General features: G+C 63.4%; 22 protein-coding genes and 1 tRNA gene. 18 read left to right on the plus strand and 5 right to left on the minus strand.

Features of this window, described 5'->3' with window-relative positions:
• Positions 1 to 74: 74 nt before the first annotated feature.
• The 9 genes from gcvT (at position 75) to JNM03_RS15920 (ending at position 7,419) form a co-directional block, all read left to right on the plus strand.
• Positions 75 to 1,208 (plus strand): glycine cleavage system aminomethyltransferase GcvT, encoded by a 1,134-nt coding sequence (gene gcvT / locus JNM03_RS15880; RefSeq protein WP_294038063.1) that lies wholly within the window; start codon positions 75 to 77, stop codon positions 1,206 to 1,208.
• Between the two features lie 3 nt (positions 1,209 to 1,211).
• Positions 1,212 to 1,583, plus strand: a complete 372-nt coding sequence (gene gcvH / locus JNM03_RS15885) for a glycine cleavage system protein GcvH (RefSeq protein WP_294038064.1) — start codon at positions 1,212 to 1,214, stop codon at positions 1,581 to 1,583.
• Positions 1,584 to 1,691: 108 nt separating this feature from the next.
• Positions 1,692 to 2,507: a hypothetical protein gene (locus JNM03_RS15890; protein WP_294038065.1), complete on the plus strand. Its 816-nt coding sequence runs from the start codon at positions 1,692 to 1,694 to the stop codon at positions 2,505 to 2,507.
• 3 nt (positions 2,508 to 2,510) lie between these two features.
• Positions 2,511 to 3,869: an aminomethyl-transferring glycine dehydrogenase subunit GcvPA gene (gene gcvPA, locus JNM03_RS15895; RefSeq protein WP_294038066.1), complete on the plus strand. Its 1,359-nt coding sequence runs from the start codon at positions 2,511 to 2,513 to the stop codon at positions 3,867 to 3,869.
• On the plus strand, positions 3,866 to 5,434 hold the full coding sequence (gcvPB, locus tag JNM03_RS15900) for an aminomethyl-transferring glycine dehydrogenase subunit GcvPB (protein WP_294038067.1): 1,569 nt from the start codon (positions 3,866 to 3,868) through the stop codon (positions 5,432 to 5,434). Before gcvPA ends, gcvPB begins: the two co-directional genes overlap by 4 nt.
• Before the next feature lie 29 nt (positions 5,435 to 5,463).
• The gene (locus JNM03_RS15905) at positions 5,464 to 5,793 is read left to right on the plus strand and encodes a hypothetical protein (RefSeq protein ID WP_294038068.1); all 330 of its coding nucleotides are present in this window, start codon (positions 5,464 to 5,466) and stop codon (positions 5,791 to 5,793) included.
• A gap of 15 nt (positions 5,794 to 5,808) precedes the next feature.
• Positions 5,809 to 6,258 (plus strand): ABA4-like family protein, encoded by a 450-nt coding sequence (locus JNM03_RS15910; RefSeq protein ID WP_294038069.1) that lies wholly within the window; start codon positions 5,809 to 5,811, stop codon positions 6,256 to 6,258.
• A 7-nt stretch (positions 6,259 to 6,265) separates the two neighbouring features.
• Complete coding sequence (locus JNM03_RS15915; protein ID WP_294038070.1) at positions 6,266 to 6,790, plus strand: CcdC protein domain-containing protein; 525 nt, start codon at positions 6,266 to 6,268, stop codon at positions 6,788 to 6,790.
• Positions 6,787 to 7,419, plus strand: a complete 633-nt coding sequence (locus JNM03_RS15920) for a DUF938 domain-containing protein (protein ID WP_294038071.1) — start codon at positions 6,787 to 6,789, stop codon at positions 7,417 to 7,419. The genes JNM03_RS15915 and JNM03_RS15920 overlap by 4 nt, the downstream gene beginning before the upstream one ends.
• Before the next feature lie 13 nt (positions 7,420 to 7,432).
• Here the strand turns inward: JNM03_RS15920 and JNM03_RS15925 are convergent, their stop codons facing one another.
• Positions 7,433 to 8,545 (minus strand): hypothetical protein, encoded by a 1,113-nt coding sequence (locus JNM03_RS15925; RefSeq protein ID WP_294038072.1) that lies wholly within the window; start codon positions 8,543 to 8,545, stop codon positions 7,433 to 7,435.
• 175 nt (positions 8,546 to 8,720) lie between these two features.
• Between JNM03_RS15925 and JNM03_RS15930 the strand changes: the two genes are divergently transcribed.
• Together JNM03_RS15930 and JNM03_RS15935 are read left to right on the plus strand one after the other, a co-directional pair.
• Complete coding sequence (locus JNM03_RS15930; RefSeq protein ID WP_294038073.1) at positions 8,721 to 10,280, plus strand: fatty acid--CoA ligase; 1,560 nt, start codon at positions 8,721 to 8,723, stop codon at positions 10,278 to 10,280.
• Positions 10,277 to 10,756 carry a hypothetical protein gene (locus JNM03_RS15935; protein ID WP_294038074.1) on the plus strand — a complete coding sequence of 160 codons (480 nt, stop codon included), beginning with the start codon at positions 10,277 to 10,279 and terminating at the stop codon, positions 10,754 to 10,756. The genes JNM03_RS15930 and JNM03_RS15935 overlap by 4 nt, the downstream gene beginning before the upstream one ends.
• Here the strand turns inward: JNM03_RS15935 and JNM03_RS15940 are convergent.
• A complete protein-coding gene (locus JNM03_RS15940; protein ID WP_294038075.1) occupies positions 10,729 to 11,379 on the minus strand; it encodes a glutathione S-transferase family protein in 651 nt (216 codons plus the stop codon). The two genes, JNM03_RS15935 and JNM03_RS15940, sit on opposite strands and share 28 nt — an antisense overlap.
• A complete protein-coding gene (locus JNM03_RS15945) occupies positions 11,376 to 12,308 on the minus strand; it encodes a DMT family transporter (RefSeq protein ID WP_294038076.1) in 933 nt (310 codons plus the stop codon). Before JNM03_RS15945 ends, JNM03_RS15940 begins: the two co-directional genes overlap by 4 nt.
• Positions 12,309 to 12,461: 153 nt before the next feature.
• Here JNM03_RS15945 and JNM03_RS15950 point away from each other — a divergent pair.
• The 7 genes from JNM03_RS15950 to rplA all read left to right on the plus strand — a co-directional run bounded on the left by JNM03_RS15950 (position 12,462) and on the right by rplA (position 16,191).
• Positions 12,462 to 12,537: transfer RNA gene (locus JNM03_RS15950), tRNA-Trp, on the plus strand.
• Positions 12,538 to 12,628: 91 nt separating this feature from the next.
• On the plus strand, positions 12,629 to 12,949 hold the full coding sequence (locus tag JNM03_RS15955; protein WP_294038077.1) for a multidrug efflux SMR transporter: 321 nt from the start codon (positions 12,629 to 12,631) through the stop codon (positions 12,947 to 12,949).
• Between the two features lie 207 nt (positions 12,950 to 13,156).
• Positions 13,157 to 13,354, plus strand: coding sequence for a preprotein translocase subunit SecE (secE, locus tag JNM03_RS15960; RefSeq protein WP_294038078.1), 198 nt, complete (start codon positions 13,157 to 13,159; stop codon positions 13,352 to 13,354).
• A gap of 33 nt (positions 13,355 to 13,387) precedes the next feature.
• Positions 13,388 to 13,924 carry a transcription termination/antitermination protein NusG gene (nusG, locus tag JNM03_RS15965; protein WP_294038079.1) on the plus strand — a complete coding sequence of 179 codons (537 nt, stop codon included), beginning with the start codon at positions 13,388 to 13,390 and terminating at the stop codon, positions 13,922 to 13,924.
• Positions 13,925 to 13,964: 40 nt separating this feature from the next.
• Positions 13,965 to 14,903, plus strand: coding sequence for an acyl-CoA thioesterase II (locus JNM03_RS15970; RefSeq protein ID WP_294038081.1), 939 nt, complete (start codon positions 13,965 to 13,967; stop codon positions 14,901 to 14,903).
• A 153-nt stretch (positions 14,904 to 15,056) separates the two neighbouring features.
• Positions 15,057 to 15,488 (plus strand): 50S ribosomal protein L11, encoded by a 432-nt coding sequence (gene rplK / locus JNM03_RS15975; protein WP_294038083.1) that lies wholly within the window; start codon positions 15,057 to 15,059, stop codon positions 15,486 to 15,488.
• A 4-nt stretch (positions 15,489 to 15,492) separates the two neighbouring features.
• Complete coding sequence (rplA, locus tag JNM03_RS15980; RefSeq protein ID WP_294038084.1) at positions 15,493 to 16,191, plus strand: 50S ribosomal protein L1; 699 nt, start codon at positions 15,493 to 15,495, stop codon at positions 16,189 to 16,191.
• Positions 16,192 to 16,897: 706 nt separating this feature from the next.
• Here the strand turns inward: rplA and JNM03_RS15985 are convergent.
• Together JNM03_RS15985 and JNM03_RS15990 are read right to left on the minus strand one after the other, a co-directional pair.
• Positions 16,898 to 17,500, minus strand: coding sequence for a 2-hydroxychromene-2-carboxylate isomerase (locus JNM03_RS15985; protein WP_294038085.1), 603 nt, complete (start codon positions 17,498 to 17,500; stop codon positions 16,898 to 16,900).
• Entirely contained in the window at positions 17,494 to 18,225 is a 732-nt protein-coding gene (locus JNM03_RS15990; protein ID WP_294038086.1) for an SDR family oxidoreductase, read from the minus strand. Before JNM03_RS15990 ends, JNM03_RS15985 begins: the two co-directional genes overlap by 7 nt.
• Between the last annotated feature and the right edge of the window lie 38 nt (positions 18,226 to 18,263).

Here is an 18,263-nt window from a genome sequence, read left to right on the forward strand (position 1 = left end):
TCCCGTGACAGAGGGGGCATGGCCACAGCGCGGCATGAGGCTGCGTCGTGCCGTGTCAACGACGGGAGACTGCTATGACCGAAAGCGAACAGACGGGCGAGGATGCGGTACCGACCGCAACGCTGCCGCTTGACGCCTGGCACCGCGACCGTGGCGGCCGGATGGTGGAGTTTGCGGGTTACTGGATGCCGATCCAGTATGAAGGCATCATGGCCGAGCATCTGTGGGTCCGCGAAAACGCCGGGCTGTTCGATGTCAGCCACATGGGGCAATTGCTGTTGTCGGGCGACGGCGCCGCGGCGGCGCTGGAAGCGATCGTTCCCGGCGACATAGCGGCATTGAAGCCCGGACGGATGCGCTATTCGCTGCTGCTGGCCGAGGATGGCGGCGTTCTGGACGACCTGATGATCACCAACGAAGGCGACCAGTACGGGATTGTCGTCAATGGCGCGGTGAAGTGGGACGATATCGGGTACCTGCGCGAGAATCTGCCCGATCACATCACGCTCAACCATAATGAAGATTATGGCCTGCTGGCATTGCAGGGACCGAAGGCGGTCGATGCGCTCGCGAGGCTCGTTCCCGACGTCGCTGCGCTTGTCTTCATGCAGGCGATCCCCGCCGAATGGCAAGGACATGCGATCGGTATCAGCCGTTCGGGCTATACCGGCGAGGACGGCTTCGAAATCTCGCTGCCGAATGAGGCGCTGGCCGCGTTCGCCGATGCGCTCTGCGCGATGGAAGAGGTGAAGCCGATCGGCCTTGGCGCGCGGGACTCGCTGCGTCTCGAAGCCGGCTTGCCGCTCTATGGTCACGACCTTTCGCCCGAGATTGATCCGGTCGAGGCGGATCTTGGCTTTGCCGTCGGCAAGCGCCGCCGTGGCGAGGAGAATTTTCCCGGAGCCGCGCGTATCCTCGGTCATCTCGAAGAGGGGCCGCCGCGCCGCCGCGCCGGTTTGCTGATCGACGGCAAGGTGCCGGTGCGCGAGGGCGCGAAGCTCTTCGACGGAGAGCAAGAGATCGGCGTCGTGACGTCGGGCGGCTTCGCGCCCAGCGTCGGTGCCCCGATCGCCATGGGTTATGTGCCGCGCGACCATGCCGTGCCCGGTACGGCGCTTGCCGCCGAAGTCCGCGGAAAGCGGGTGCCTTGCACCGTCGCCGCGATGCCGTTCGTTCCACACCGCTATGTGCGCAAACAGGGAGGCTGACCGATGCCGCGTTATTACACCGAAGAACATGAATGGATCGACGTCGACGGCGATGTCGCTACCGTCGGGATCACCGATTTTGCGCAAAGCCAGCTTGGTGACATCGTTTTCGTCGAGGTACCCGATACCGGCGCGGAACTAAGCCAGGGCGGCGATGCTGCGGTCGTCGAATCGGTCAAGGCGGCGAGCGATGTCTATGCGCCTGTCGATGGCGTGGTGACAGAGGGCAATGGCCAGCTGGAGGAAGATCCGGCGCTGGTGAACAGCGATCCCGAGGGTGAAGGCTGGTTCTTCCGTCTGACGCTGACCGACAAGAGTCAGCTCGATGCGCTGATGAACGCACAGGCGTACAAGGATTATATCGCCGACCTGTGATCGTTCGCCCCGCCGCCGGGCGGGAGAGACCGGGAGCAGGCTTGGGGCAAGTCTCCTCCCGCCATCATGCCCAACCCCTCCCGCTTGCGGGGGGATGGAGTCGATGCGATGACCGACGCCGCGCTTGCCAATTGTCGCCTGATGGTTGCGACGCCGATCTATGAAGGGGCGCAGGGAACCTATGTCCGCGCCCTGCTCGACCTTGCCTTGCGCGCGCAGGCGGCGGGCATGCCCGTGCGCTTCGAGTTCATCCTGTATCAGCCGTCGATCAGCCGCGCGCGCAATCTTTTGTCCGCGATGTTCCTCCAAAGCGACTGCACGCACTTGCTGTTCATCGATGCCGACATCGACTTTTCGCCCGACGATGTCTTTTCGTTGATCCGGGCGATGGACGCGAACGCCGAGGTCGGCGTGCTGGGCGGGGCCTATCCACGGCGGATGATCAACTGGCGCAACGTGGCGCGGGCGGTCGAGTTGGGGCTTGCGAAGGACAATCCGGCCGAGCTTGCGCGCTATGCGGGCGAGTTCGCGCTGCAATTCGTGAACCCGAATCAGAGCTTCAAGATGACCGACCTTGTCGAGCTGGCGCGGCTTGGCACGGCGATGATGCTGATCCGCCGCGCGGTCATGGAAGGGATGCTGGACGCTTTGCCCGACCTTGTCTTTCGCCCGGACCCGCTCGAACGGCAGACGCACGGCGTCGGCGAAATCGAACCGGCGTTCTTCTGCCCATTGATCGAGCCCGAAAATCAGGCGCTGCTCTCCGACGACTATGCCTTTTGCCGCCGCGTTCGCGACGTCGGCTTCCGGATATGGCTCGCGCCCTGGATCCGAACCACGCATGCGGGGCCTGCGGTCTTTTCGGGCACGCTTGCCGACACCGTCCAGCTTTTTTCTTCGAAACCAGTCTCTTCTCCGGAGTAATTCATGCGGTATCTTCCTCTTACCAGCGATGACCGGACCGCGATGCTTGCCGCGGTCGAGGCCTCCTCGATCGACGATCTGTTCGTGGACGTGCCCGCCGAGGTCCGGCTCGATGGACCGATTCCAGGCCTGCCGATGCATGCGAGCGAGTTGGCGGTCGAGCGCCACATGGCGTCGCTCGCGAGGCGAAATCATGCCGCGGGCGACGGACCGTTCTTCCTCGGCGCCGGCGCTTATCGCCATCATGTCCCCGCAAGCGTCGACCACCTGATCCAGCGCGGCGAGTTCTTGACCGCCTATACGCCCTATCAGCCCGAAATTGCGCAGGGCACGTTGCAGATGCTGTTCGAGTTTCAGAGCCAGGTCGCACGGCTGTTGGGAACCGATGTCGCCAATGCGTCGATGTACGATGGTTCGACTGCTTGCTGGGAAGCAATCGTCATGGCGCGGCGCATCACCCGGCGCAGCAAGGCTTTGTTGTCGACCGGCCTTCATCCGCATTACCGCAGCGTTGCGCGTACAATGGCGAAATATACGGGCGATCATCTGGTCGATGGTGATCCCGGCCTCGGTTCGCAGACCGACTGGACCACGCTCGCCGCGAACATCGACAAGGACACAAGCTGCGTCGTCGTCCAGTATCCCGATATTCTCGGCCGGATCGATGACATGACGAAGCTGGCCGAAGCGTGTCAGGCTGCCGGTGCGCTGTTGATCGCGGTGGTGACCGAACCCGTCGCGCTCGGCCTCATCAAGGCGCCGGGCGAGATGGGAGCCGACATTATCGTCGGCGAGGGGCAGTCGCTTGGCGTCGGGCTCCAGTTCGGCGGGCCCTATGTCGGGCTCTTCGCATGCAAGTCCAAATATGTCCGCCAGATGCCCGGTCGACTGTGTGGCGAAACCGTCGATGCCAACGGCAAGCGCGGTTTCGTGCTGACCCTTTCGACGCGCGAACAGCATATTCGCCGCGAAAAGGCGACGAGCAATATCTGCACGAATTCTGGTCTTTGCGCGCTCGCTTTCAGTATTCACATGACATTGCTGGGCGAGGCGGGGCTTCGTCAGCTTGCCGCGATCAACCACACCCGCGCGAAAGCGGCCGCCGCCGAACTTTCGAAGCTGCCCGGCGTGTCGGTCATGAACGACAGCTTCTTCAACGAATTCACGCTGGTGCTGCCAACCGCCGCGCGCCCGGTGATCCATGCGCTGGCCGAAAAGGGCATTCTGGGCGGCGTATCGCTTGGCCGGCTGTATCCCGACAATGAAGGGCTGGCGAACGGCCTTGTCGTCGCGGTTACGGAGACGGTGACGGCAGAGGATGTCGCGGCCTTTGCCGCCGCGCTGAAGGAGGTTCTGGCATGACCGCGCTCAACCGCGCCGGCTGGCGCCCCGAAATGATCGCCGGCGGGGCCGACGACAACACCACCTTCACGGGCAACCGGGCGTTGATGCTCGAAGAACCGTTGATCTTTGAAATCGGGTCCGACGCGACGACCGGCGTCGATTTCGACGACGCTGCGCCCGCCATCGATATGGGGGCTTTGGCCCGATCGGCGCCGATCGGTCTCCCGGGGCTCAGCGAGTCCGAGACGGTGCGCCACTATACGCGCCTGTCGCGGCAGAATTATGCGATCGACCTCGGGCTTTTCCCGCTCGGAAGCTGCACGATGAAGCATAATCCGCGGCTGAACGAAAAGGTCGCCCGGATGCCGGGTTTTGCCGACGCGCATCCGCTGCAACCACAGGAAACCGTGCAAGGGGCCTATGCGGTCATTCACGAACTCGCCGAATGGCTGGTCACGCTGACCGGTATGCACAGCGTCGCCATGTCGCCGAAAGCCGGAGCGCATGGGGAGCTTTGCGGGATCCTGTGCATCAAGGCGGCGCTGGAGGCACGTGGCGAGGATCGGCGCGTCCTGCTCGTGCCTGAAAGCGCGCACGGCACCAACCCCGCCACTGCGGCCTTCGCGGGTTTCACGGTCGAGGATATCCCCGCGACCGGCGAAGGGCGCGTCGACCTTGCGGCGCTGACGGCGCGGCTTGGCCCCGATGTTGCCGGCGTGATGATCACCAATCCCAATACTTGCGGGCTGTTTGAGCGCGACCTGAAGGCGATTTCGGACGCGGTGCATGCGGCCGGCGGTTATGTCTATTGCGACGGTGCCAACTTCAACGCGATCGTCGGGCGGGTGCGTCCCGGCGACCTTGGCGTCGATGCGATGCACATCAATCTCCACAAGACCTTTTCAACCCCGCACGGCGGCGGCGGGCCGGGGTCGGGTCCGGTCGTTCTGTCCGAAGCGCTCGCGCCGTTCGCGCCGCTACCGTTCGTGACAAGGCTCGCGGACGGCGCATTCCGCCTGATCGAGGAAGAAAACGCCGACGAGGATCATCCCCAGAGCTTTGGGCGCATGACCGCCTTTCACGGCCAGATGGGTATGTTCACCCGCGCACTGACCTATATCCTCAGCCATGGCGCCGATGGTCTCAGGCAGGTCGCCGAGGATGCGGTGCTCAACGCCAACTATGTCCTGCGCAACCTTGAGGACGTGCTCGACGCGCCCTTTGGCGCTTCGGGGCCGTGCATGCACGAGGCGTTGTTCAGCGATCGCGGCCTCGCCGAAGGATTCTCGACGCTCGATATCGCCAAGGGACTGATCGACGAGGGCTATCATCCGATGACGGTGTATTTTCCGCTCGTCGTCCATGGCGCAATGCTGGTCGAACCGACCGAGACCGAATCAAAGGCGGTTCTCGATCAGTTCATCGGCGCGCTCCGTAGCATCGCGCTGCGTGCGCAGCAGGGCGATCCGGCGCTGAAATCGGCGCCGCATTTCGCCCCGCGCGCGCGACTTGACGAAACGCTTGCAGCGCGCAAACCCGTGCTGGCATGGAATGAACAGGGTGATGCGGCGGAAACGACGTAGTTGAGCGAGGTCAACGACCTTTGGACAGCATGGTAGATCGCGAGGGGAAAAGCACCGGCGCCGGTTGTCTGGCCGGCGGTGCGCTGTTCGCGGTGGTTTTTTTGGCGGTCTGGCTGGCCGCGATTACGATTTACGGGCTGGTCGTCGAGCAATGGGAGTTGATCCGCGTTCGCCGGGAGTTCAGCTATGACTGGGTCTTCCTTTATGCGCCGCTGATCGCCTTCGGCCTGGGTCTTGCCGCCGCGTTCCTGGCGGTGCGGCGCCTGCCCGCAGCGCGAATGACGTTGCTGATCGTGACGGTCGGGCTGATTGCCTTGTTCGGCGGCATTCTTCTCTTCGGCCTTGGCGGGCTCATCTAGAAACAAGGGGGCACCATGAGCTGGAACACCATCTATCTGCTGGCCAATTACTGGGCCTTCGTGGGCTGGCTGATGCTCGCCTTCGCGCCGCGCAGCCCGCGCATATTGTCTTTCATCATGTATGCCGGCGTGCTGCTGCTTTGCCTTCTCTACCTTGTGCTGATCACGGGCTTCCTGACCGGTGGGATCGATCCGGGGGGGCAGGGCGGCGGGAGCTTCTCCTCGCTGGCGGGCGTGATGAAACTATTCGATACACCGGGGGGGGCGACTTTGGGGTGGGTCCATTATTTGGCGTTCGACCTGTTCACCGGCATGTGGATCGCCCGCGATGCCGACGGCAAGGGGTTCGGCCGGATCGTGCAGGTCCCCTTCCTGTTCCTGACGTTGATGGCGGGGCCGGTCGGCCTGTTCCTGTGGCTCATCGTTCGCGAACGCCGCGCGCGTGCGCAAGCGAAGGCTGGGTGAGACGGCAATGAATGCGACCGCGGCGCCTTCGGCCTGGATGCAATATGCGATTCCCGGGGCGATTATCCTCCTCGTTCTCTTCTTTCGTCTGCGGGCGGTCGGCAAGGCGCGGCGGCTGCGGCTGGAGAGGTTGTGGATATTGCCGGCGCTCTATGCCGTGCTGGTCGGCTTCGTGTTCTGGAGCGCTCCGCCGCATGGCGCGACCTGGCTCTGGTGCCTGCTCGCGTTGGGCGTGGGCGCCGCGCTGGGCTGGACACGCGGCAAACTGATGAAGATCGCCGTCGACCCGGAAACCCATGAACTCAGCCAGACCGTGTCGCCGGCCGCCTTGCTGTTCATCGTCGTGCTGATCTTCATCCGCAGCGCGTCGCGCGCCATGGCGGAACAGATGGCGGGGCCGGGGCATGCCGGATTGATGGCCGCGACCGACATCCTGCTGGCTTTCGCGCTGGGCTTTCTGGCCTTTCAGCGGATCGAGGTTTTCATTCGCGCCCGGCGGATGCTCGTCGAAGCGCGGGCAGGGCGGCGATGAGCGGACCCTGGACGCCGCGTGACGGCGGCGATGGGGCCAGGCGCCATGCGCCTGCCACGCTGCGGAACCGCGATGCGATCGCGGCGGTGCTCGCCGACTGGTTGCCGCCCGCGGGAACGGTGCTGGAGGTCGCCAGCGGGTCGGGCGAACATGTTGTCCATTTCGCCGCCGCCTTTCCGCGGCTCGACTGGCAACCAAGCGATCCCGATGCCGACGCGCTATCCTCGATCGCCGCCTGGAGCGCCGATGAACGGGTGCCGAACCTCGCGCCGCCGCTGATGCTCGACGCTGCGGCAGCCGACTGGCCGCTGGCGTCGGCCGATGCGGTCCTCTGCATCAACATGGTGCACATCAGCCCGTGGGCCGCGACGCTCGGCCTGCTGGCGGGCGCGGCCCGGATTTTGCCGAGAGGCGCGCCGCTGATCCTCTATGGCCCCTATCTGGAGGCCGAAGTCGAGACTGCGGAAAGCAATCGCGCCTTCGATGCGGGACTCCGTGCCCGTAACCCCGAATGGGGCCTGCGCGACCGCCATCAGGTGGCGGCAGCCGCGGCCGACGCCGGCCTTGCCTTCGCCGAACGCCGGGCGATGCCGGCCAATAATCTGATGCTGTTGTTCCGTAGGGGCTAACCGCCAATCTGCGTCAAGGGGTCAGGTCCAGTCGTTCGATTCGCGGAATGCGGCTTCGACTCTTCATGCGGGTGCCGGCTTCCTCCGTCCAATAGGCCGTCAAGGTGTAGCGCTCGACCATGAAAAACTTGCTTTGTTTGCCGTCGGCCGCCTTCGCCGGCACATAGAGGCGCTTCTCGATCGAGCGCAGCACGGCGTCGGCCCAATCCGGCGTACCACCGCTGCGCAATACTTCCGCTTCTTCGACGCGGCCACGGTCGCTGACCCAGAAGCCAATGTCGACCCACTTGTCGGGCAAGAAGCGTCTTGAATCATCCAGATTTATTGGGGGGGAATAGATTAGCAGCGGGCGGTTCGCGCTTCCTTGCGCGACAACCTCGGCAATCAAGGCATCTGTCGATTGCTGATCGCCCATCGCGCGATCCAACCGGGCCAGCAATATCCGACCGACCAAAGCAAATCGTTCTGCACCGGGTGTCGGATTGGCAATAAACCCGGATATCTGGTCTCTCGCCTTGTTGGACAGTGACCGGTCATGCTTGTTCGCCTGCGCGTCCTGCAGAAGCAGGGAGAGGTAGCGCAATCGCCCCAGCACAGCGACCTGCGGGACGCCGGCCGCGAGCGCATCACGCTCGACGGCCAGGTATTTTTCTGCCGCATCTTGCGGGAAGCCTGATTTGAATCGAAAGTCTGCAACTTCCAGTTCCGCCGCCAGCGCTCGCGGATCGTCTGCCGGCAGATTGTCTTTCAGCGTGTCGCGCATTTCGACGATCGAATGACGTAGACGGGTCAATTCACCCATATGTTCGAGTACATTGGCATTGGCCCGATAGAGTTCGGACAATGCGACGGGATAGCGGGATCGATACTGCCGGTTCCGGTCAATGGATTCGCGCAACGTGCGACGCGCACCTTTATAATCGCCGGCGACGAATTGGTTCTCGGCGTGTGCCAAAGTGGCGCTGATGTCGGCTTCCGGCGGGCAGGACGCCGCGAGGCATTTCTCGAGATTGGTTGCCGTTTGCGATAGCGGCTGCGCTGTTACAACGATTTCCTGAACGTCTTCGTTAGCGAACGATGCGGAAACAATTGTTCCTGAAATCAGTAAAGCCACAAGAAATTTCATGACGGGGCCCGGCATCTCTGAATGATAACTGCAAAACTATTTGGAAAATTGGCAATAGGCAATGGAAAGCCTGATGCTACTGACAGGTTTCCATCTCTGCGCTTTACCTCGCGTTTGCAGTCGTTAGCCTTCGCTCAATCGCGCCCGAGAGACGCGAGTCGAGGAGAGTGATGCGATGGTCGCCGATGTTTCGGATATTTTGAGTTTCGACGAGTTCATCACGCATTGGGCGGCGGAGCGGCCCGATCGCGTTGCGATGCGTGAGGACGAGCGCGTCTTTACCTATGCCGAACTGGAGGACCGTACCGCGCGCGTCGCAAGCCTGCTGCTGGCCGCGGGGTTGCAGAAGGGCGACCGGATCGCCTGGATCGGCAAGAACAGCGACCTGTATTTCACCCTCTTCTATGGCGCCGCCCGCGCGGGCGTCGTGATGGCGCCCATCGGCTGGCGGCTTGCGCCCGGAGAATGGGCCTATGTCGTCAACGACACGAAGGCGAAGATCGTTTTTGCCGGGCCGGGCTTTGACAGCGTGGCGCAGCAACTCGCCGGAAAGCTCGACCACGACCCGCGCATCATCGGCGCCGACGAAGCCCGCGCGCTGATCGAGGCCACACCGCGCGCAGCCTTCCCCCCCGCCGGATCGGACGATGCCGTTCTCCAACTCTATACCTCGGGCACGACCGGCAATCCCAAGGGTGCGGTGCTGTCGAACCGCAACCTCTTCGCGCTGCGCAAGCATTCGAACGAAGCCGACATGCCCTATACCAAATGGGAAGATGACGAGGCAGTGCTGGTCGCGATGCCCTGTGCGCATATCGGCGGTACCGGGCTTGGCATCATGGCGCTGGCGGCAGGGTTGCCCGGAATCATCCTGGCCGAGTTCAATCCCGACGGCGTGTTCGACGCGGTCGAACAGCATGGCGTGACGCGGTTTTTCATTGTCCCCGCCGCGCTTCAGATGCTGTTGCTTCATCCCCGCTGCGCCAGCGTCGATTACGGCCGGCTGAAATATATCCTCTATGGCGCCGCGCCGATCCCGCTCGAGTTGCTGCGCCAGTGCATCAAGATGTTCGGCGCGCAGTTCATCCAGGCCTATGGGATGACCGAGACGACGGGCACGATCTGCATGCTGCCGCCCGAGGATCATGATCCCGAGGGGAATGCGCGGATGCGATCGGCCGGCAAACCGCTGCCGGGAGTCGAGATCGCGATCCTGGGTCCCGACGGTGCCAGCGTGCCGACGGGTGATGTCGGCGAGGTCGTGACCCGGTCGTCGAACAACATGATCGGATACTGGAACCTGCCCGACGCGACGGCGAAGACGATGACCGCCGATGGCTGGATTCACACCGGCGACGCCGGCTATCTGGACGAGGATGGCTATCTCTTCATCCACGACCGGATGAAGGACATGATCATTTCCGGCGGCGAGAATGTCTATCCCGCCGAGGTCGAGAGCGCGATCTTCGGGCATCCGGCGGTACAGGAGGTCGCGGTGATCGGCATTCCGGACCAGAAGTGGGGCGAGACCGTGAAGGCGGTCGTGGTCCCGAAACCGGGCATGAGCATCGAGGAAGCCGACATCATCGCCTGGGCGCGCGATCGCATCGCCGCGTTCAAGGCGCCGCGCAGTGTCGATGTGATCGCGGCGCTGCCGCGCAACGCATCGGGCAAGATCCTGCGCAAGGACCTGCGCGCGCCCTATTGGGAGGGCTATGAGCGGATGGTGAATTGAGCGGGAGCCGCGCTGCTCTTCGCATCGTGCTGATCGCGGTGGCGTCGGCTGCGCTCGGCGCGGGTTTCGTAAGTTGGTCGTGGAGCGCGGCACGGGAAGCCGAAGAAACGTCGCGTATCGGGACGCTGATCCAACTGCGCTGCTACGCCTATTGGTCCCGAAGCGGTATCGCCGACGCGAGTTTCGAATTTCGCAACGGCCGCAAGGCCTTGTTGGAAATCGTCCGCGCAACGGACCCCGCGCTCGATTACTGGACTCCCGGATTGCGGGCCGGCGCGGTGGCCGAAACGCGCCGCGGACCACCGCTTCCCGGCCCCGATTTCAAGGGCATCGATTATCGCAAGATCCGGCACCGCCAGCCTTGGTGCCATAACGAGCAAATCTATGCGTGGGACTATAATGTTACCATGTTGCGTTTGCTTGGACGGGATCGCGATGCGGAAATGCCTTACGCAAGCCCCGAATTGTCATCCTGACCCTGGCCGGCCATCTGCCTTTCGCGCGCGCGCCGGAAGCCGTCGCGTGCCATGCACCGCGCCAGCCATGCCTTCGACGCATCGCCCAGAACGTCGTCTGCGCCCAGCGTCGTCGCCAGAAAGGCCGCATAGCCGATCGCGATGTCGGCGATGGTGAAACGTCCCGCGACCAGCCATTCGCGCCCGTCGCCCAGCGCCGCCTCGATGCTGCGGGCGCGCCCGCCGAAGAAGGCCTTGTAATCGTCGACCGCCTGCGCGAGGCGGCGTTCCTCGGGTTCGACGCGGGTGTAGCGGATCATGATCGCAAGCGGGAAGGTCAGCGTCGCGTCGCTGCGATGCAGCCAGTTGCGCCATTCCCAGTAATCGGCTTCGTCGCGGGCCAGTTCCAGCGAGGTGCCTTCGGCGATGCGTTCGCAGATCGCAGTCGATTCGGTCATCAGCCGCCCGCCCTCGACCCAGCCGGGGATCGTCATCAGCGGGTTCACGGCGCGATAATCGGGTTCGAACGCGCGCGGCGGGAATTTGAGGAGGCGAAGGTCGACATCGACCCCGGCTTCCTCGACTGCCCACAGGCAACGCAGCGACCGCGCGTCGGGGCAATGATAGAGTATGGGGCGGGTCATGCGGCGATATCCTTTGCGCGTTCGATCTGCCGACGATGTTCGCGCCAGGCGATGAACAGGCCGCTGGCGATGATCAACGGGGCACCGATCCATGTCGTATCGGCGGGCAGGGTTCCAAAGAGCCACCAGCCGCAGGCAATCGACCACAGCAGGCTGGAATAGTCCATCGGGGTCACCACCGCCACCGGCGCAAGTCGTAACGCGCCGGTCAGCGACATCTGCGCCACGGCGCCTGCCAGGCCGAGCCCGATCAGCAGCGCCCACACGCCGAGGCTGTGCGGTGTGATGAAAAAGGGCAGGGCGATGCCCAGCGGAACCAGCGAGATCATGCTGAACCAGAATACGATCGCGATCGCGCTTTCGGTGCGGCCGAGGTCGCGGATCTGGATCGTCACCAGCGCCGTCATGATGGCGCCGCCCAGCGCGATCAGGGCGCCCATCGCATGGCTGCCGTTGAGTCCACCGGCCAGCATCGAGGTCGGGTTGAGCACGATGAGGACGCCGATGAAGCCCGCGATCACCGCGCTCCATCGTGCCCGGCCGGTCGGTTCGTGCAGGAACAGCGCGGCAAAGATGACCGCGAAGATCGGCACCGACAGGTTGATCGTCGTGGCCTCTGCCATCGGCAGGAAGATCATGCCGCCGAAGTTGAAGACCATGCCGGTCAGGCCCATCATCGCGCGGCGGGTATGGATGGCGAACCGCCGGGTGCGGAAGGTCGCGAGGCCGTCGTGCGTCATCGCCCAGCCAAAGAGCAGCGGCAGGATCACCGCCTGGCGCCAGAACAGGCTTTCGACGATGTGGACGCCCGCCGCATCGACCAGTTTGACGACGGCATACATGCCGGAAAGGCTGGCCATGGCGACCAGCCGCAGCGCGATGCCGCCCAGATAATGTTGCGGTGGGGCGGAGGACTCGGCGGCAACCATGAGCGGCTGCGCATATCAGCCTGCCGCCCCTTTGCAAGCGACGTCCGCTCCACTTTGCCGGCGCACGTCCTGTCGCATGGCGGGCCGGTGCGAGGATCGCACCAATCCCCTTGCGCCCCGCCCCCCGATGCGGCTAAGGGCGCACTCCGGCCTAGGGGTATAGCTCAGTTGGTAGAGCATCGGTCTCCAAAACCGAGGGTCGCGGGTTCAAGTCCTGCTGCCCCTGCCAGGCCGGCCAGACCCTAAAAGGGCCACGTCCCTGCCTGCGGCGCCGCAGGTTACAGGACCGGGACGGCCCGGCAGCCATCGAGGAGGCTGTCATGCCCTGGGTTTACCTGATCATCGCGGGATTGTTCGAAGTCGTCTGGGCTTTGGCCATGAAACAGTCGGAGGGCTTTACGCGCCCCGGCCCGACGGTCGTCACGCTGGTCGCGATGACCATCAGCTTTGCGCTGCTTTCGTTGTCGATGAAGGCGCTGCCGCTGGGTACCGCCTATACGATCTGGACCGGGATCGGGGCGGTCGGGGCCTTTCTGGTAGGAATTGCCGTGCTCGGCGAACCGGCGGGCGGCGTGCGCATTCTTGCCGCGTTGCTGATCGTCGCGGGCCTTGTGCTGATGAAGCTCTCCTCGCCGGCCTGACCGCGGCGCCTGCTGCAATCGCTTGCCAAGGTGCGGAGGCCCGTTTAAAGGCCGCATCATTCGGACAGATGCGCCGTTTTCCTTCCGCCTTTCGCCGACATGCTCGGGGAGGGTGGGCGGACTATTGCCCGAAGCGTGCTTGACGCGCGGAGGGCGGCAACCCATCTGGCCCGGATCATTGGACGTTTGAAGGACAGGACGCGCGATATGGCCAAGCCCAAAATTGGCGAATTCGTCAACCAGGTGAAGACCGAGGCTACCAAGATCGTGTGGCCTTCGAGCCGCGAGACGGTGCAGACCACCATCCTGGTGCTGATCATGACCACGCTCCTGGCGCTCTTCTTTTTCGGCGTCGACACGGTTTTCAAATTCATCGTCAGCTGGCTGACGTCGCTCGCGCGCTAAGCGCGGCACCGCAGGGTAAAAGGGACACGCATCATGGCGCGCTGGTACATCATTCACGCCTATTCGGGCTTCGAAAACAAGGTTCGCGATTCGGTGCTGGCCGAAGCCGAACGCATGGGCCTCAGCGATTTCGTCGAGGCGGTCGAAGTGCCGGTCGAGACCGTCACCGAAGTGAAGCGCGGCAAGAAGGTGCAGGCCGAACGGAAATTCTTCCCCGGCTATGTCCTCGCCAAGCTCACGATGAGCGACGACGTCTATCACCTTGTCAAGAATACGCCGAAGGTGACGGGTTTCCTCGGTTCGTCGGGCAAGCCGCAGGCGATCAGCGAAGCCGAAGCCGCACGCATCCTCAACAGCAAGGAAGAGGCCGCGGCGCGCCCCAAGCAGGAAATTCGCGTCGATTACGAAATCGGCGATCAGGTCAAGGTGCTGGAAGGCCCGTTCGCGAGCTTCAATGGCGTGGTCGAGGAACTCGACTTCGACAAGGCGCGCGTCAAGGTGTCGGTGTCGATCTTCGGTCGCGCGACGCCCGTCGAGCTCGATTTCGAGCAGGTCGAACGCATGAAGTGACGGTCATCGGCCGCCACCAGTCAACGGATCGGATGATGTCATGAGCCTGACTCCCGACGAGATTCAGGCCCGCGTCGATCGCGCACGCGAAATCCAGTCGGCCTTTTCGCCCGAGAAGGTCGTCGCGGCGGTGACGCGCCTGTTCGACCTGGAGCGCGTGCCGGGTCTGGAAGACGAATTCACCTTTCCCGCCTTCAACAAGCCTACGCGGCAACGCATCTTTGGCGGGCAGGTGATCGCGCAGGCGCTCGTCGCGGCAGCACGCACCGTCGATCCGGCCAAGACCGCGCATTCGCTCCACGCCTATTTCCTGCGCGGCGGCGACGAGGCAAAGCCGCTCCATTTCCGTGTTCACCGCGATTTCGATGGCCGCAGCTTCGCGAACCGCCGCGTTGTCGTCCGGCAGGATGGCAAGGTGATCTTCAACCTTACCGCCTCGTTCCACGCGCCCGAGCCCGGCGCCGCGCATCAGGCGCCGATGCCCGATGTGCTGCCGCCTGAGGAGTGCGCCGAGTTCGTCGAGAATCTGGCCGCGGACCCCAATGTCAGCGACGCGCAGCTCGACCGAATGGCGCGGCTTCGCCCCTTCGAGATCCGCAGCTTTCGTCCCTCGTCGGTCGAAAAGGGAACGACGCATTATCAATGGTATCGGCTGGCCGCACCGATCGGCGACGATCCGCTGCTTCACCGCGCTTTCCTCGCCTATGCGTCGGACATGGGGCTCCTGTCCTCTTCGCTGCTGCCGCATGGCTTTACCTGGTCGACACCGGGATTGTTCTCGACCAGCCTCGACCATGCGATGTGGTTTCACGACGACGTGCGCGCCGATCAATGGTTCGTCTATGTGATGGACAGCGACTGGACCGGCGCCAGCCGCGGGATCAATCGCGGCCTGGTCTATCGGCAGGACGGCACGCTGATCGCCTCGGCGATGCAGGAAGGGTTGCTGCGCATCACCCGGCCCGAGGGCGACGCATAAGGCTTGTTTTCTGCGACGTTTGCGGCTAGTGGCGCCGCTTCGCGTCAGACACGGACGTGATTCCGCGCGGGAGGAAGGGGTGATGCCCTTCCGTTCGACCGCTTATTTTGAGTCCCGGATCGGTCCGGGGCAACAGAAAGACAGGAGGCCATCATGGCTAAGAAGATCAGCGGCTACATCAAGCTGCAGGTGCCCGCCGGCACCGCCAACCCGTCGCCGCCGCTTGGGCCGGCGCTTGGTCAGCGCGGCGTCAACATCATGGAATTCTGCAAGGCGTTCAACGCCGCGACCGACGGCCTCGAAAAGGGTCAGCCGACCCCGACGATCATCACCGTCTTCGCCGACAAGAGCTTTTCCTTCATCACCAAGACGCCCCCGGCGACTTATCTGATCAAGAAGGCCGCGAACCTGAAATCGGGTTCGAAGGAGCCCGGCAAGATCAGCGGCGGCAAGATCGCCCGTTCGAAGCTGACCGAAATCGCCGAGATCAAGATGAAGGATCTCAATGCGAACGACCTGGAACAGGCAACGAAGATCATCGAGGGCAGCGCCCGTTCGATGGGCCTCGAAGTGACGGAGGGCTGACCCCATGGCAAAGCTGACCAAGAAGCAGAAGGCCCTTGAGGGCAAGGTCGACGCGCTGAAGCTGCACGGCGTTGACGAAGCGATCAAGACGGTGCGCGAACTGGCCTCGGCCAAGTTCGACGAAACGCTGGAAATCGCGATGAACCTGGGCGTCGACCCGCGTCATGCCGACCAGATGGTCCGCGGCGTCGTCACGCTGCCCGCCGGCACCGGCAAGGACGTCAAGGTTGCGGTGTTCGCGCGCGGCGACAACGTCGACAAGGCGCTGGCCGCCGGCGCCGACAAGGTCGGTGCGGAAGACCTGATGGAAGACATGCTCGCGGGCAACCTCGACTATGGCCGCGTCATCGCGACGCCGGACATGATGGGCATCGTCGGCCGCCTCGGCAAGACGCTGGGTCCGAAGGGCCTGATGCCGAACCCGAAGCTGGGCACCGTCACCCCGAACGTCGCCGAAGCGGTCAAGGCAGCCAAGGGCGGCCAGATCGAATTCCGCGTCGAAAAGGTCGGCATCATCCACGCCGGTATCGGCAAGCTGTCGTTCGGCGAGGAGAAGCTCCGCCAGAACTTTGATGCGTTCGTCGATGCGATCGTCAAGGCCAAGCCGGCCGGCGCGAAGGGCAAATATGTCCGCAAGATCGCGCTGTCGTCGTCGATGGGTCCGGGTGTCAAGGTCGACACGGCGGACGTCGCCGGCGCCTGATTTCAGGCACGATGAGTTAGGGAAGGGCCGGGGGAAACTCCGGCCCTTTTCTTATGGGTAATGGCGGCTTTTCGGGTGGAGGGCGGACGTTTTGCGTCTCATTTCCGAGCCACGAAAGCTTTCCGAAGCAGATTAATGGCCCGTAGCGGGATATTGCATCTTCACCTGCGTCCAGCACAGCCCAGCCGTCCTTCTTCTGGACGAGTTGGCTATCCGCCGGACGCACTGCCTAATGAATGTGGATGTAAATCCGCAGTCGATGGCAATAACCTTCAGAGGTTCTAGTTCTTCAGGAGGACCGAATGCCAAGCTACTTGCAGGGCTGTTGCTTGCCACTGTGCCTGGCTCTAGATTGCAAACCTCGGAATGGGACTGATAAACATCTATCACCGAAATTCGCGACGCGAGAGTGAGAACGCGATCAGAAAATTCCTCAATAGCCTGCTCGCTGATATCTCCGGGTGCCAGCAAGCGAACCACCTGCTCTTCACCTGATTGCCCGCGACAAGTTTCCTTCCAACCCTTATCGGTCGCTAGTGCCTCAATAGCGCGAATTTGAGGCGGTATGCCTGACGCTTCCAAGCCATCCGGCGAAATAGCACCAGGCATCAAAAGGTGTAACATAGCGAGAGAGGACCCCCCGATAGATACGTCCGCTACCGGTCGTCAGCCGGCGCCGCGTAGTCGTAACGACCGTGAGAGGTGGTCAGGCCAGCGCCTCTTCCACCTGATCGAGCCGGTCCTTGCCGAAGAACATCTCGTCCCCGACGAAGAAGGTCGGGATGCCGAACACGCCGCGCGCGACGGCGGCTTCGGTGTTGGCGACCAGCTTTGCCTTGATATCGGCCTCCTGCGTCCGCGCAAGGAGGGCTGGGCCGTCGAAGCCGTTGGCCGAGAGGTAGGTCACGATCACGTCGGGATCGTCCATCTTCAGCCCGTCTTCCCACATCGCCCGGTTCACGACTTCGACATAGTCATCGAGTGTGCCTTCGTCCCCGGCGACGATCGCGCCGCGCATGATGGTCAGCGTGTTGACCGGGAAATGCGGGTTGAGGCGGAATCTGGAGAGGCCGTGCTTCTCGATAAAACGCCGCATCTCAAGATGTTCGTAGGCGAGTTTGGCTGGCGCTTCGGCATATTGCACCATGGGCGCCTTGTTCCCCGTCGCTTTGAAAATGCCGCCGAGCAGGCATGGCGTGACGACGAGATCGGCGCCGGTGCGATCGAGCAATTCAGGCAACACCTTCAACGTCAGATAGGCATTGGGGCTACCGAAATCGAAAATCAGTTCGAGGGTCTTGCTCACCATTTCTCTCCCCAAGGACGAAGGTCGAGTTCGTGCGTCCACGCGCTTTTGGGTTGTTTGTGGAGCATGACATAATTGGCGGCGATCGCCGCGGGGTTGAGGATCAGGTCCTGCACCTTCGCGTTGTCGAAATCGGGATGGCGACCCTTGATGAAGTCGGTGTCGATCGCGCCATCGATGACCGTATGCGCGACGTGGATGCCCTGTGGCCCCAACTCGCGCGCCATCGACTGTGCCAGCATCCGGAGCGCGCCCTTGGCGCCCGAAAAGGCGGCAAAACCCGATCCGCCGCGCAGGCTGGCGGTTGCGCCGGTGAAGAGGATCGTGCCGCGTCCGCGCGGGATCATCCGCTTTGCCGCCTCGCGCCCCATCAGGAAGCCGCCAAGGCAGGCCATCTCCCAGACCTTGGTATAGACGCGCACCGTCGTCTCGCTGATTGGAAAGTTTACATTGGCGCCGATGTTGAACACCGCGACTTCGACCGGGCCGACTTCGACCTCGATCCGGTCGAACAGCGCGATCATCGCCTCTTCGTCGCGGGCGTCGGCCGGGAAGGCGCGCGCCTGATGCCCGTCGTCACGGATCGATTGCGCCAGCGCTTCGAGTGCATCGGTGTTGCGTTCGCGGCGATTGACGCAGGCGGTAAGTCCTTCGGCGGCGAACGCGCGCGCGATTGCGCCGCCCGTGGCGTCTCCGGCTCCGATGATGACGGCTGCGGGATTGGGCATGGGCGACTCTACCTCTTGCGCCCGATAGTAACTATGAT

The organism is Sphingopyxis sp., from assembly GCF_016793825.1.
Taxonomy (GTDB): Bacteria; Pseudomonadota; Alphaproteobacteria; order Sphingomonadales; family Sphingomonadaceae; genus Sphingopyxis.